We start from the raw sequence: 13,725 nt of genomic DNA, 5'->3' as shown, positions 1-13,725 counted from the left end.
CCGTGAGATTGGAGTTGGTATAGAAACGCATTTACGATGCGTCTCTTTGCCAACTCTTTTTTATATGACAAATCTTAGTGAAGGATTAGAAAGAAGGAGTAGATAATATGTATGATGTAGTAATCATAGGAGCTGGCGTTTCAGGAAGCTCTATTGCAAGAGAGTTATCAAGATACAATGCAAATGTATGTGTCTTGGACAAATGCAGTGATGTTTGTGAGGGGACAACAAAAGCAAATTCAGCTATTGTTCATGCTGGATTTGATGCAGCAGAGGGATCATTGATGGCCAAGTTAAATGTTCGAGGCAATGAGATGATGGACGAAATCTGCAAGGATTTGGATGTTCCATTTAAGAGAAATGGTTCTATGGTAGTTTGCATTCACAAGGAGGCATTACCAGGACTTCAAGACCTTTACGATAGAGGTGTAAAAAATGGTGTAAAGGGTCTTAGAATTTTAAGCAGAGAAGAAGCACTTGAAATGGAACCAAATCTTTCAGATAACGTTGAAGGTGCTTTATATGCACCAACAGGTGGAATCGTTTGCCCATTTAAGCTCAATATTGCTATGGCAGAAAATGCAAATGTTAATGGCGTAGAATTCAGATTTAACACTGAAGTTGAAGATATCAAAAAAGGTGAAGATGGAATGTGGCATCTTCGTACAAACAATGGCGAGTACATTGCAAAGTATGTTGTAAATGCAGCTGGCGTATATGCTGATAAGTTCCACAACATGGTTAGTGCAAATAAAATACATATCACACCAAGAAGAGGTGATTACTGCTTGCTTGATAAAGAAGCAGGAACTCATGTAACACATACAATTTTCCCTCAGCCAACAGACCTTGGTAAGGGCGTTCTTGTTACACCAACAGTACATGGCAATTTGTTAGTTGGACCAACAGCAATTGATATTGAAAACAAAGAAGGAGTAAATACAACAGGAGAAGGAATCGGAGACCTTATTGCAAAGGCCAACGACCATGTAAAGAATCTTCCTATGAGAAAAGTTATTACTTCCTTTGCAGGCCTTAGAGCCCATGAAGATGGACATGAATTTATTATCGGCGAAGTAGAAGATGCAAAGGGATTTGTTGATTGTGCAGGAATTGAGTCTCCTGGTCTTTCAGCTAGTCCAGCAATTGGAGAGATGGTAGCAAATCTTCTTAAAGAGGCAATGAATCTTACTGAGAAAGAAAATTGGGTTGGAACTCGCAAGGATATTTTAAATCCTGAGAATCTTTCACTTGAAGAAAGAAATGAATTAATTAAGAAAAATCCAGCTTATGGAAATATTATCTGCCGTTGCGAATCTATTTCAGAGGGCGAGATTTTAGATGCAATTCACAGACCTCTTGGTGCTCGCACACTTGATGGTGTAAAGCGTAGAACAAGAGCAGGAATGGGAAGATGCCAGGCAGGCTTCTGCTCACCAAAGGTTATGGAAATTATCCATAGAGAGTTAGGTCTTCCTTATGAGGAGATTACAAAGAGTGGTGGACAATCAAAGATTGTTACACATCGTACAAAGAACCAGAAGGGAGGCAATCAGTAATGCTTAATTATGATATTGTTATCGTTGGCGGAGGCCCAGCAGGACTTGCAGCAGCAGTAGCTGCTAGAAACGCAGGTGTAGATAAAATTCTTATTCTTGAAAGAGATAAGGAATTAGGAGGTATTTTAAATCAGTGTATCCACAATGGTTTTGGTCTCCACACATTTAAAGAGGAGCTTACAGGCCCAGAGTATGCATACAGATTCATCGAAAAGGTACTTGATGCAAAAATCGAATATAAGCTGAACACTATGGTAATGGATATCTCTGAAGATAGAGTAGTTACAGCTATGAGCAGAGAGGATGGAATGTATCAGATTAAAGCTGGTGCAGTTATTCTTGCAATGGGATGCCGTGAGCGTCCTAGAGGAGCTTTAAATATTCCAGGTTACAGACCAGCTGGAATATTCTCTGCAGGTACAGCTCAGCGTCTTGTAAATATTGAAGGATATATGCCGGGACGTGAGGTAGTTATTTTGGGCTCTGGTGATATTGGACTTATCATGGCTCGCCGTATGACACTTGAAGGTGCAAAGGTTAAAGTGGTTGCAGAGCTTATGCCTTACTCAGGCGGATTAAAGAGAAATATCGTTCAGTGTCTTGATGACTTCGGTATTCCTCTTAAACTTAGCCATACAGTAGTAGATATTGAAGGTAAAGAACATCTTGAAGCAGTTACAATTGCACAGGTAGATAATCATGGAAAGCCAATTCCTGGTACAGAAGAAAGATATACATGCGATACTCTTCTTCTTTCATGCGGTCTTATTCCAGAGAATGAACTTTCAAGAAATGCAGGAGTGGAGATGAGTCCAATTACAAGTGGACCTATCGTAAATGAGTCACTTGAGACAAACATACCAGGTGTATTTGCTTGTGGTAACGTACTTCACGTTCATGATCTTGTTGACTATGTTTCGGAAGAAGCTGATAGAGCAGGACAGAATGCAGCTAAATTCATCAAGGGTGAGCTTGCTGATAACGGTGAAGAAGAAATTGAAATCGTGGCTACAGAAGGTGCTCGCTATACTGTTCCTTCAACAATCGACCTTGGAAGAATGGATGATAAACTTACTGTAAGATTCAGAGTGGGCGCTGTATATAAGGATTCATATGTAAGCGTATATTTTGATGATGAGCGCGTGATGCATAATAAAAAACGTATTATGGCTCCTGGAGAGATGGAACAGGTTATCTTGCTTAAATCTAAGCTAGAAGAAAAGCCAGGTTTAAAGAAAATTACAGTTAAGATAGAAGCAGAGTAAGGAGGGGCAGAAAATGGAAAAGAGAGAGTTAACATGTATTGGCTGCCCAATGGGATGCCAGATTACAGTAGAATTGAATGAAGGTGAGGTTGTCTCAGTGACAGGCAACACTTGCGGCATCGGTGATAAATATGCAAGAAATGAAGTGACACATCCTGAGAGAACAGTTACATCTACAGCTGTTATTCTTGGAGGAGATAAGCCAAGAGTTTCAGTTAAAACAGCTAGTAATATTCCAAAGGATAAAATCGACGATGTAATGAAGGAAATTGATGCAGCCGTTATGAAGGCTCCTGTTCACATTGGCGATGTAGTAGTTAAAAATGTATGTGGAACAGGCGTGGATGTTGTGGCAACTAGAAATGTTGAGGCAGTATAATCCGGCTCATGCTTATAAAGAGAAAGCAAGTGGTTTATCCACTTGCTTTTTTATATCCACATTGCATATACTAAACTAGATAATTTAAGTTAGGAGTGTTTTATGAAAAAGCGAATCATTGGACTTGATATTCTTAGAGTCATTGGAGTAATTTTTATATTCTGCTATCACTTTACAGTGGACTATATCTATAGAGGAAATGGTACTGATTCTTTAATGCCTGGCATTAACTATTTCTTTAATGTTATGGCCAGACCAGCCAGTCTTTTCTTGTTTATAATCTCGGGTTATGCCCTTATGTACAACAAGGAGGATACCATTTCTCTTAAACAGTATTATCTTAAACGCTTTAAGGGATTATACATTCCTTTTTATGTAGCATACACACTGATGACATGCCTGTATTTCTTTGTAAATAATGGAATCACAGCTTCATTTGTACAGCCATGGAAATTCATTTATACCATATTAGGTATTGATGGAATGATGTTCCAGGTTGAGGCCAACTTCTACCTTATTGGTGAGTGGTTTATGTCTTGTATTGTTATATGTTATGCTGTGTATCCACTGCTAGCTTGGCTTCTTAAAAAAGCAAAATTCATCACTCTTGCAGTTCTTTTGATTATTAGCAATGTAATGCTTTTTGTTTATAATCCATTCCAAATAAATGTACTGATGAACCCTCTTTTTGTTTTAGTTTATTTCTACATTGGAATGCTTATGCATGAAACAATAGGAACCAAGCAAATCCCTACATGGACTAAGTGGGTTTGTCTTGTCATAACAGTTCTCATTTGGGGACATTATTTAGTGCAGGGATTTGCGCCTGAGTCTGCGTTATTCATGCTTTCAGCTGAAGCAGGAGAAATCACATTTGCGATATGGTCAGTTGCCATGATTATTGGTCTTCGCGATGTCACTCTCAAGGAAGATGGCAGAATGTATGCAGCAGTTGCTTATATTTCAAAAATTAGCTGGTGTGTTATTTTGGTACATCATGCATTGATTGGACTGTTCTTCTCAACAAGAGATGTTCAAGGATATACAAGCAAGGATTTGTTTGTTGCCTTTATTATGATGCTTCTTTTAAGTTGGGGCGGAGCAGAGCTTGTAATAAAACTTTCAGCAAAGGTAAACGCTTTTCTATTTCCAAAGAAGGCAAAATAATAAAACAGGAGTTACAACATGGATATTACTAAACAGATAGCATCAGAGCTTCAGGTTAGAGCAGCTCAGGTAGATGCAGCAATTAAATTATTGGACGAAGGAAATACAGTCCCTTTTATTTCTCGATATCGTAAGGAAGCTACAGGAGGTCTTAATGACGAACAGCTTCGTACACTTTCAGAAAGATTAACGTATTTACGTAATTTGGAAGAAAAGAAAGCCACTTGTTTAGCATCGATTGAAGAGCAGGGACTTCTTACAGAAGAGTTAAAGAAAGCTATTCTTGAAGCAACAACACAGGTTGTTGTTGATGATTTGTATAGACCATACAGACCAAAGCGCCGTACAAGAGCTACTATCGCAAAAGAAAAAGGATTAGAGCCACTTGCTAATATCATCATTCTTCAGATGACAAACAAATCTCTTGAGGAAGAAGCTAAGGCTTTCCTCAATGAGGAAAAGGGTGTTGAGACTGTAGAAGATGCAATAGCTGGAGCTTGTGACATTATTGCAGAAAGCATTTCAGATGATGCGGATTATCGTACATGGATTAGAGAGAAGACTTTCAAAAACGGTCGAATTATCTCTAAGGCGAAAGATGCTGAAGCAGAATCGGTATACGAAAACTATTATGATTATGATGAAGCAATTGCAAAGCTTCCAGGTCACCGTATTCTTGCTTTAAACCGTGGTGAAAAAGAAAAGATTCTCAAGGTCTCTATCGAGGCTCCTGTAGAAGATATAATTAATTACCTTTCAAAGAAGGTAATCAGCAAAGATAACGTAAATACGAATGAAGCTTTGAAAGCAACTATAGAAGATGCATACACAAGACTTATTGCGCCTTCTATTGAAAATGAAATCAGAAATAACCTTACAGAAGTTGCAGAAGATGGAGCTATCAAGGTATTCGGCAAGAACCTTACACAGCTTCTTATGCAGCCTCCAATTGCAGGTCGTAATGTTCTTGGTTGGGACCCTGCGTTTAGAACTGGTTGTAAAATTGCTGTAGTCGATGCAACAGGAAAGGTTTTGGATACAACAGTTGTCTATCCAACAGCCCCTCAGAACAAAGTAGAAGAGACAAAGAAAGTAATAAAAGCACTTATCAAAAAATACAATGTTTCACTTATTTCTCTTGGAAATGGTACTGCTAGCCGTGAATCAGAGCAAATAATAGTAGATATGCTTAAAGAGATTCCAGAAAAGGTTGAGTACATCATTGTAAATGAAGCTGGTGCATCAGTTTATTCTGCAAGTAAGCTTGCAACAGAGGAGTTCCCTAACTTTGATGTTGGACAGCGTTCTGCAACATCTATGGCTCGTCGTCTTCAGGATCCATTGGCAGAGCTTGTAAAAATCGACCCTAAATCAGTAGGTGTAGGTCAGTATCAGCACGATATGAACCAGAAGAAGCTTGATGAGACACTTGCAGGCGTTGTAGAGACTTGCGTTAATGCAGTTGGTGTAGATTTAAATACTGCGTCAGCATCATTGCTGGAGTATGTATCAGGTATCAACAAAACACTTGCAAAGAACATTGTTGTATATCGTGAAGAAAATGGTAGATTCAATTCCAGAGCAGAGCTTAAAAAGGTTCCAAAGCTTGGACCAAAAGCATTTGAGCAGTGCGCAGGTTTCATGCGTATTATTGGAGGAAAGAATCCCCTTGATGCTACAGCGGTTCATCCAGAAAGCTATGATGCAGCAAAGGCTCTTCTTGAAAAGCTTGGTTTCGATACAAAGGATATTGCAGCAGGCACTCTTAAAGATATTCACAAGAGCATTAATAATATCAAAGAGTTATCCACAGAGCTTGGCATTGGAGAGATGACTTTGGAGGATATCATCAAGGAGCTTGAAAAGCCAGGACGTGATCCTCGTGAAGATATGCCAAAACCAATCCTCAAGAGTGATGTACTTGAGATGAAAGACCTTAAGCCAGGAATGCAGCTTAAGGGTACAGTTCGAAACGTAATTGATTTTGGTGCATTTATTGATATCGGAGTTCATCAGGATGGCCTTGTTCATATTTCCCAGATGACAGATAGATATATCAAGCATCCTTTGGAAGTTGTATCTGTAGGCGATATTGTTGATGTCGAAGTGCTTTCAGTGGATGAAAAGAAGGGCAGAATCAGTCTTACAATGAAGCTTGGAAAGAGAGATAAGTAACAAATCGTTTTGCAAGGGGTAATCATATACATAAATGGTTATGCCAAATTGTAGTAATTGTACAAAATGTATCAATAGAAGCTATATTATATTGACAATTATAACTAATACTCCTATACTCTACTTTAGTTAGAGAAAGTAACAGTCAGTTTGCTTTTTAGGAGAAATGGGTTAGAGCGAGTCGTTAGGGGTTTCGGCTTGCTCTATTTTTTTGCGCAAAAGTATGGTAAAATATCAAAAAATAGGGAGATTTTGGGATTATGGGACAGGAAATTACATTTAGCGTAAAAATCAAAGAAGAGGATTTATATCGCTACAATATCCATCACGCATACACCAGCACACAGGGGATTTTTTCAATTGTTCTTTTTGTGCTTTTAGTTGCTGTCTGGATACTGCGTTTCTCAGTTTTATCACCAATATACAGAGTGGCATATCCGCTTGTGGCAATAATTTTTTTACTATACATTCCAATGACTCTCAAAATGAGAGCTAAGGCACAGATGGGCCAGGAAGTATTTATGCATCCTCTTACATACCGTTTTACTGACACAGGCATAGTTGTCAGCTCGCCAGTAGCAGATGAGGATTCGGAGCTTCCATGGGAATATATTTATAAGATAGCCACTTGGAAGGATTATCTCCTTATTTATAGCAACAGGATCAATGCTTATATCATCCCAAAGGAAGATATAGCAAACCAATATGAAGATGCTGTTGCATACATCAAAACTCACGTAGAGGATTATAAGATTCAAATAAAATGATTGAAGTAATAGAAACAAATTCACCAGAAGAAACAGAAAAGCTTGGACGTAAGCTTGCTAGCGAAGCTAGTCCTGGTCAGGTATTCACCTTAATCGGTGATTTGGGCGTTGGTAAGACGGTCTTCACCCAGGGTTTTGCAGATGGTCTTGAAATAGACGAAGCAATCTGTAGTCCTACATTCACTATTGTTCAGGTCTACGACACAGGACGCTTACCGTTTTATCATTTTGACGTATATCGTATAGGCGATATCGAAGAAATGGATGAAATCGGATACGAGGATTACATCTATGGAGATGGCGTCTCTCTTATTGAGTGGGCTAATCTTATCACCGACATTTTACCTGAGCATTACACCCAGGTCACAATAGAGAAAAATTTAGAAAAAGGATTCGACTATCGCAAAATTACGATAGAGCAAATATAGTATGAAGATATTAGGAATTGACGGTTCTGGGCTTGTTGCTTCAGTTGCCGTTGTAGAGGATGATAATTTAATTGGTGAGTACACTACGGGGTACAAAAAGACTCATTCTCAGACTCTTCTTCCAATGCTTGATGAGCTTGGCAAGATGATTGAGTTAGATTTAAACACTATCGATGCCATTGCAGTGGCAGCAGGACCAGGATCTTTTACCGGTCTTCGAATTGCATCAGCAACTGCAAAGGGATTAGGCTTGGCTTTGGGATGCCCAATAGTTTCCGTGCCTACAGTTGATGCTTTGGCTTTCAATCTTTGGGGGCAATCAGGAGTTATTTGTCCAATCATGGATGCTAGAAGAGGCCAGGTATACACAGGCCTTTACTCTTTTGATCAGGATGGACAGTTCAATACACTTCACAGTCAGTGTGCAGTAGATTTCCATGTAATAGCAGAAAAGATAAACGAATTACAGATGCCGGTTACATTTATAGGAGATGGAGTTCCTGTATTCAAGGAGGAAATACCAAATCTCATAAAGGTTCCATTCAGATTTGCACCTGCTCATCTGAACAGACAGCATGCAGCATCAGTTGCAACTTTAGGCCAGATATACTATCAAAATGGTGAATGCGAGCCAGCGGCCGATCACAGACCTGATTATCTCAGATTGTCACAGGCAGAGAGAGAACGCATGGAAAAGGAAGGGAAAGCTTAATGGCCTTTGAATATAGACATGCAACATCAGCGGATTTGCAGGCTATTTTTCAAATAGAAGAGGCGGTTATGCCTACACCATGGTCTATGAAATCTTTTCAGGAGGCGTTTGATTCTGATTATTCATTGATTATGGTTGTCACAGAGAATGATGTAATCTGTGGCTTTTCTGTTTTATACATAACAGCGCCAGAGGCTGAACTCCCAGACATAGTAATAGATACAAAGCATCAGGGAAAAGGCCTTGGAAAAGGATTGTTAGAATACACCATATCTGAGGCTGTAAAAAGAAATGTTGAAACAATATTCTTAGAGGTTCGTGTTTCAAATATACCTGCACGAAATCTTTACCAACGCTTTGATTTTGAAGAAATTGGAAAGCGCAAATACTTTTATTCAAACCCAATAGAAGATGCTATTTGTATGTCAAAGAGCTTGTAATAAGGGTTATAGAGGATTTATAAATGTTAGATGTTTGTTTGTTGGGAACGGCTGGCATGATGCCGCTTCCTAATAGATGGTTAACTTCTTGTCTTATGAGATTTAACGGCGAGGGGTTACTTATAGATTGCGGTGAGGGAACACAGGTAGCTCTCAGGGAGGCAGGCTTTTCACCAAATCCTATTTCAATTATCTGTCTTACTCACTATCATGCAGATCATGTCAGTGGTTTGCCTGGATTTTTGTTATCCATGGGCAATTCTGATAGGACTGAGCCTATTACAATTGTTGGTCCAAAGGGGCTTGAAAGGGTGGTTAATTCACTTAGGGTTATCGCACCTGAACTTCCATTTGAAATACATTTTCATGAAATTACAGAGCCTGATGAACGTTTCGAGATAATGGGTTATCACATTCACGCGTTCAAAGTTAATCATAATGTGCTATGCTATGGATATACGATAGATATACCTAGAAAAGGCAGATTTGACGTAGAAGGCGCAAAAGCATTAGGCTTGCCGGTTCAGCTGTGGAACCCATTACAAAAGGGGCAAACAGTAGAATTCGAAGGAAAAACATTCACCCCTGAAATGGTTATGGGCGAGGCTAGAAAGGGCTTGAGGGTCACATATTGTACTGACACAAGGCCTACACAATCACTGGTAGAAGCAGCCGAGGGCTCGGACTTGCTTATTTGTGAGGGAATGTACGCAGAGGAAGAAAAGCTTGCAAAAGCTCGTCAGAATAAACACATGACATTCTATGAAGCAGCAAAGGTCGCAAAGGATGCTCATGTATCTGAGCTATGGCTTACACATTTTTCCCCATCCATGACCGGACATAAAAGATATATGAAAGCTGTCTGTGATATATTTCCACAGGCACAATTGGGAGAAGACGGCAAGTTTATAGAACTTGATTTTTCGGAGGAGTAGGATGAAAAAGGTACTGCGAATAGGAATAGCGGTAATCTGTATGGTTTCTCTTGTAGTGGGATACTATGCTTATTTGTCACGCCGCAATGATTCTGTTTCCGCAGATGATAGTGTTGAGCTGTCAGAGGTACAGGCAATTATTTCAAAGGATTTTGATAAGAATTACCCTGCCACACCTCGTGCAGTGGTTAAATGGTACAATAGAATAATTACAGCCTACTATGCAGAAGACTTTACTCAGGATGAGCTTGAGCAGATGGCTGATCAGGCTAGAAAACTTATGGATGATGAGTTGTTACAATACAATCCAAAAGATACCTACGTTGCGTCATTAAATCTTGAAATAGAGGACTATCACAATCGTCAAAGAGTTATCGTATCGAGCTCTGTTAGTGAGTCGGGTGAAGTTCAGTATAAAAAGATAAATGGTTATGAGTGTGCTTTTGTTTCAGCGTACTATTTTGTACGTGAAGGAAGTTCATATACTCGTACATACGAGGATTTCTGCCTGAGAAAAGATTCAAATGGTAATTGGAAGATTCTTACATGGAGGCTGTCCACAGAGGACGAAATAAATGGATACTAAAGAAATAAAAATTCTTGCAATAGAAAGCTCTTGCGATGAAACAGCGGCTGCGGTTGTTGTAAACGGAAGAGATGTTAGAAGTAATATCATATCTACTCAGATACCACTTCATACACTTTATGGAGGGGTAGTTCCTGAGATTGCATCCCGCAAACACATAGAAAGAATTAATCAGGTAATTGAGCAGGCATTAGAAGAAGCTGATATGGGCTTGGAAGATATGGACGCAATTGCTGTCACATATGGTCCAGGCTTAGTTGGTGCGTTACTTGTTGGCGTTGCAGAGGCGAAAGCAATAGCGTTTGCTACAGGCAAGCCTTTAATTGGCGTTCATCATATCGAGGGCCACATTAGCGCCAACTACATCGAAAATAAGGAGCTTAAGCCACCATTTTTGTGCTTAGTAGTGTCTGGTGGCCATACTCATCTTGTTCGAGTAGAGGATTATGGTAAATACGAAATCCTTGGACGTACCAGGGACGATGCAGCTGGAGAGGCTTTTGATAAGGTGGCTCGTGCTATCGGGCTAGGATACCCAGGTGGTCCTAAAATCGAAAAGGCTGCCCATGAAGGAAATCCTCATGCAATTACATTTACACGTCCAAAGGTATCTGATGGAGTGTATGATTTTTCATTTAGTGGACTTAAGTCACAGGTATTAAACTATATAAATGGTGCCCAAATGAAGGGCGAGGAAGTAAACGATAAGGATATTGCAGCATCCTTCCAACAGACAGTTATAGATACTTTATGCGAGCATGCAGCTATGGCTATCGATGAGTTCGGTATGGATAAGTTCGCTATAGCTGGAGGTGTAGCATCTAATCAAACTCTTAGAACAGCTATGGAAGAAATGTGCAAAAGTAAGGGTGTAGAATTCTATCATCCATCACCAATCCTTTGTACAGATAATGCGGCAATGATTGGCGCTGCTGGATACTATGAGTATTTAGCGGGCAGAAGGGATAGCTGGGATTTGAATGCTATTCCAAATCTTAAACTGGGAGAAAGATAACAATGAATAAATTTACAGCGATTGTACTTGCAGCAGGTAGTGGTAAAAGAATGGAACAGGAAGTTCCTAAGCAGTATATGAATATAGGTGGGGCTCCACTTATGTCTCATTGTCTTCGTACATTCCAGGAAAGCAAGGTTACTCAAATTGTACTTGTAGTGGCGCCAGGAGACGTTGAAAAGTGCCGTAAAGAAATAATCGAAAGATATCATATAGATAAGTGCATTGCTATTGTTGAAGGTGGAGAGGAACGATACGACTCAGTATACGCGGGTCTACAGGCAATTAACGATGGTTATGTTTTGATACATGATTGTGCAAGAGCTTTTGTTACAGAGGATATAATCCACCGCTGTATGTCGGCTGTTGCTCTATATGAATCATGCGTTGTAGGTATGCCTACAAAAGATACAATCAAGATTACAGACACGCATAGAAAAGTATTAGATACACCAGATAGAAGCACTGTATGGACTGTTCAGACACCACAGTGTTTTGAATACAATCTTATCAGAGGGGCATACGATAAAATTATGCCTAATGCAGACACATCAATCACAGATGATGCCATGATAGTAGAGATGGCAACTGACCATGATGTCCACATGATTCAGGGCTCATATATGAACATAAAAGTCACTACTCCAGAGGACGCAACCTTCGGAGAAGCGATACTTAGAAACCGCCATTAAAAACATACAGAAAAGTACGATAAAATGCGGTGTTGTCACAATTTTCTGAATTCAAGGATTTTCAAAAAAACTTACGATTTTTTGTTGACATCCATCTTATAGGATGATATTATACATAACGTGCTCGAGAGATGCATGCAGAGGTATCGAAGTGGTCATAACGAGGCGGTCTTGAAAACCGTTTGTCCGCAAGGGCGCGTGGGTTCGAATCCCACCCTCTGCGCTGGATAAGGCAATCACGAAAGTGGTTGCCTTTTTTATTGTATTCATTTATATATTAGTGTTAGCTAGAGATATAAAGGAGGAATGTTATGCTTTACTTTCAATGCGATTATGCCCAGGGGTGTCATCCTAACATTTTAAAAGCTCTTGAGGAAACAAATATGCTTTCTACTTCGGGTTATGGAGAAGATCCATATTGTGATTCTGCGAAAGCAAAAATAAGAGAGTACATTAATTGTCCTGATGCTGATATTTATTTCTTGGTTGGTGGCACACAAACGAATCAAACAGTTATTGATTCTATGCTACAGAACTTCGATGGAGTAGTAGCGGCCGCAACAGGGCATGTTGCTGTTCATGAGGCGGGGGCAATCGAATATAGCGGACACAAGGTAATAACTTTACCAGGGCATGCAGGAAAGATTCACGCAGATGAATTAAATCAAATGCTGGCAGACCATTATGCAGATGGAAGCTGTGAGCATATGGTTAATCCGGGTATGGTTTATATATCTTATCCTACTGAATATGGAACACTGTATTCCAAGGAGGAGATAGAGGCAATTTATTCTATATGTAATGAATATGAAATACCTCTTTTCATAGATGGAGCACGTCTAGCCTACGGACTCGCAGCAGCTGATGATATAACTATGGCGGATATGGCTAAGCTTTGCGATGTATTTTACATTGGAGGGACTAAAGTTGGTGCTCTCTTTGGTGAGGCGGTAGTATTTACAAAGAACAATACTCCTAAACATATGATTACTCAGATTAAACAGCATGGAGCCCTTCTTGCAAAAGGAAGATTACTGGGCATTCAGTTTGCTGAATTGTTTACTGATGATTTGTATATGTCTATGGGCAGAAATGGTGTTAAGTGGGCTGATTCTATCAGAGAAGATTTGAAGGCTAAGGGATATACATTATATATGGAAAATCCTACTAACCAGATTTTTGTTGTTATGGATAATGCCAAGCTAGAACAACTTAAAGAAAATGTGGTTTATGACTTCTGGGAAAAGTATGATGAAGAGCATACAGTTATTAGAATTGCAACTAGTTGGGGCACTACAAAAGAGGATGTTGAAGCTTTGAAAAAAATCTTGTAAAAGTTTGCAAAAAGTTGTTGACACCCAAAGGGCTGTTTGATATTATAAACAAGCTGTCGCGTGAGCGAAAAGCTTCGCTGAAACAGCGATAAAAAATAGTAAAAAGTGCTTGACAAAAATCAATGCAGATGATACTATTTACAAGCTGATTCGAAAGAGTCACAGCCCTTGATTTTTCAAAGAAAATCAAGAAAAATAAATAAAAAAGTTGTTGACAAAAACACAGCATCGTGATAATATAAACGAGTTGCTGCTGAGGGCAACAACAAAG

14 protein-coding genes and 1 tRNA gene are annotated in these 13,725 nt (G+C 39.4%); all 15 read left to right on the top strand.

Translation table 11 applies throughout. The features are described from left to right. Positions 1-107 precede the first annotated feature (107 nt). The 15 genes from BMY66_RS12215 (at position 108) to BMY66_RS12145 (ending at position 13,454) form a co-directional block, all read left to right on the top strand. Positions 108-1,559 (top strand): NAD(P)/FAD-dependent oxidoreductase, encoded by a 1,452-nt coding sequence (locus BMY66_RS12215; RefSeq protein ID WP_074791576.1) that lies wholly within the window; start codon positions 108-110, stop codon positions 1,557-1,559. Beyond that, positions 1,559-2,824 (top strand): NAD(P)/FAD-dependent oxidoreductase, encoded by a 1,266-nt coding sequence (locus BMY66_RS12210; RefSeq protein ID WP_090395365.1) that lies wholly within the window; start codon positions 1,559-1,561, stop codon positions 2,822-2,824. Before BMY66_RS12215 ends, BMY66_RS12210 begins: the two co-directional genes overlap by 1 nt. A gap of 13 nt (positions 2,825-2,837) precedes the next feature. Further along, a complete protein-coding gene (locus tag BMY66_RS12205; protein WP_074791572.1) occupies positions 2,838-3,203 on the top strand; it encodes a DUF1667 domain-containing protein in 366 nt (121 codons plus the stop codon). 102 nt (positions 3,204-3,305) lie between these two features. Further along, positions 3,306-4,370: an acyltransferase family protein gene (locus BMY66_RS12200; RefSeq protein ID WP_090395364.1), complete on the top strand. Its 1,065-nt coding sequence runs from the start codon at positions 3,306-3,308 to the stop codon at positions 4,368-4,370. An 18-nt stretch (positions 4,371-4,388) separates the two neighbouring features. Then, positions 4,389-6,545: a Tex family protein gene (locus tag BMY66_RS12195; protein WP_090395363.1), complete on the top strand. Its 2,157-nt coding sequence runs from the start codon at positions 4,389-4,391 to the stop codon at positions 6,543-6,545. 260 nt (positions 6,546-6,805) lie between these two features. Further along, on the top strand, positions 6,806-7,312 hold the full coding sequence (locus BMY66_RS12190; protein ID WP_090395362.1) for a YcxB family protein: 507 nt from the start codon (positions 6,806-6,808) through the stop codon (positions 7,310-7,312). Beyond that, the gene (gene tsaE / locus BMY66_RS12185) at positions 7,309-7,740 is read left to right on the top strand and encodes a tRNA (adenosine(37)-N6)-threonylcarbamoyltransferase complex ATPase subunit type 1 TsaE (RefSeq protein ID WP_033153220.1); all 432 of its coding nucleotides are present in this window, start codon (positions 7,309-7,311) and stop codon (positions 7,738-7,740) included. The genes BMY66_RS12190 and tsaE overlap by 4 nt, the downstream gene beginning before the upstream one ends. A gap of 1 nt (position 7,741) precedes the next feature. Beyond that, positions 7,742-8,452, top strand: coding sequence for a tRNA (adenosine(37)-N6)-threonylcarbamoyltransferase complex dimerization subunit type 1 TsaB (tsaB, locus tag BMY66_RS12180; protein WP_044938550.1), 711 nt, complete (start codon positions 7,742-7,744; stop codon positions 8,450-8,452). Beyond that, positions 8,452-8,892 carry a ribosomal protein S18-alanine N-acetyltransferase gene (gene rimI, locus BMY66_RS12175; protein WP_090395361.1) on the top strand — a complete coding sequence of 147 codons (441 nt, stop codon included), beginning with the start codon at positions 8,452-8,454 and terminating at the stop codon, positions 8,890-8,892. The genes tsaB and rimI overlap by 1 nt, the downstream gene beginning before the upstream one ends. Before the next feature lie 23 nt (positions 8,893-8,915). Continuing rightward, entirely contained in the window at positions 8,916-9,827 is a 912-nt protein-coding gene (locus BMY66_RS12170) for a ribonuclease Z (protein WP_044938544.1), read from the top strand. A gap of 1 nt (position 9,828) precedes the next feature. Then, on the top strand, positions 9,829-10,413 hold the full coding sequence (locus BMY66_RS12165) for a DUF6715 family protein (protein WP_044938542.1): 585 nt from the start codon (positions 9,829-9,831) through the stop codon (positions 10,411-10,413). Then, the gene (tsaD, locus tag BMY66_RS12160; protein ID WP_090395360.1) at positions 10,403-11,428 is read left to right on the top strand and encodes a tRNA (adenosine(37)-N6)-threonylcarbamoyltransferase complex transferase subunit TsaD; all 1,026 of its coding nucleotides are present in this window, start codon (positions 10,403-10,405) and stop codon (positions 11,426-11,428) included. The genes BMY66_RS12165 and tsaD overlap by 11 nt, the downstream gene beginning before the upstream one ends. Positions 11,429-11,430: 2 nt before the next feature. Next, on the top strand, positions 11,431-12,120 hold the full coding sequence (gene ispD / locus BMY66_RS12155; protein WP_044938538.1) for a 2-C-methyl-D-erythritol 4-phosphate cytidylyltransferase: 690 nt from the start codon (positions 11,431-11,433) through the stop codon (positions 12,118-12,120). A gap of 137 nt (positions 12,121-12,257) precedes the next feature. Continuing rightward, positions 12,258-12,343, top strand: a tRNA-Ser gene (locus BMY66_RS12150). 88 nt (positions 12,344-12,431) lie between these two features. Then, positions 12,432-13,454 (top strand): threonine aldolase family protein, encoded by a 1,023-nt coding sequence (locus BMY66_RS12145; RefSeq protein ID WP_090395359.1) that lies wholly within the window; start codon positions 12,432-12,434, stop codon positions 13,452-13,454. The last annotated feature ends 271 nt before the right edge of the window (positions 13,455-13,725 follow it).

Origin of the sequence: Pseudobutyrivibrio sp. C4, from assembly GCF_900111635.1 — a bacterium.
GTDB classification, from domain to species: Bacteria; Bacillota; Clostridia; order Lachnospirales; family Lachnospiraceae; genus Pseudobutyrivibrio; species Pseudobutyrivibrio ruminis.
The sequence above is the reverse complement of the archived record's forward strand: the minus strand, read 5'-3'. Positions and strand labels throughout refer to the sequence as shown.

What these genes read in the sequence shown, in the direction of transcription:
- BMY66_RS12215 (WP_074791576.1), top strand. Translation starts at nt 108, where the DNA reads ATGTATGATGTAGTAATCATAGGAGCTGGCGTTTCAGGAAGCTCTATT.
- BMY66_RS12210 (WP_090395365.1), top strand. Translation starts at nt 1,559, where the DNA reads ATGCTTAATTATGATATTGTTATCGTTGGCGGAGGCCCAGCAGGACTT.
- BMY66_RS12205 (WP_074791572.1), top strand. Translation starts at nt 2,838, where the DNA reads ATGGAAAAGAGAGAGTTAACATGTATTGGCTGCCCAATGGGATGCCAG.
- BMY66_RS12200 (WP_090395364.1), top strand. Translation starts at nt 3,306, where the DNA reads ATGAAAAAGCGAATCATTGGACTTGATATTCTTAGAGTCATTGGAGTA.
- BMY66_RS12195 (WP_090395363.1), top strand. Translation starts at nt 4,389, where the DNA reads ATGGATATTACTAAACAGATAGCATCAGAGCTTCAGGTTAGAGCAGCT.
- BMY66_RS12190 (WP_090395362.1), top strand. Translation starts at nt 6,806, where the DNA reads ATGGGACAGGAAATTACATTTAGCGTAAAAATCAAAGAAGAGGATTTA.
- tsaE (WP_033153220.1), top strand. Translation starts at nt 7,309, where the DNA reads ATGATTGAAGTAATAGAAACAAATTCACCAGAAGAAACAGAAAAGCTT.
- tsaB (WP_044938550.1), top strand. Translation starts at nt 7,742, where the DNA reads ATGAAGATATTAGGAATTGACGGTTCTGGGCTTGTTGCTTCAGTTGCC.
- rimI (WP_090395361.1), top strand. Translation starts at nt 8,452, where the DNA reads ATGGCCTTTGAATATAGACATGCAACATCAGCGGATTTGCAGGCTATT.
- BMY66_RS12170 (WP_044938544.1), top strand. Translation starts at nt 8,916, where the DNA reads ATGTTAGATGTTTGTTTGTTGGGAACGGCTGGCATGATGCCGCTTCCT.
- BMY66_RS12165 (WP_044938542.1), top strand. Translation starts at nt 9,829, where the DNA reads ATGAAAAAGGTACTGCGAATAGGAATAGCGGTAATCTGTATGGTTTCT.
- tsaD (WP_090395360.1), top strand. Translation starts at nt 10,403, where the DNA reads ATGGATACTAAAGAAATAAAAATTCTTGCAATAGAAAGCTCTTGCGAT.
- ispD (WP_044938538.1), top strand. Translation starts at nt 11,431, where the DNA reads ATGAATAAATTTACAGCGATTGTACTTGCAGCAGGTAGTGGTAAAAGA.
- BMY66_RS12145 (WP_090395359.1), top strand. Translation starts at nt 12,432, where the DNA reads ATGCTTTACTTTCAATGCGATTATGCCCAGGGGTGTCATCCTAACATT.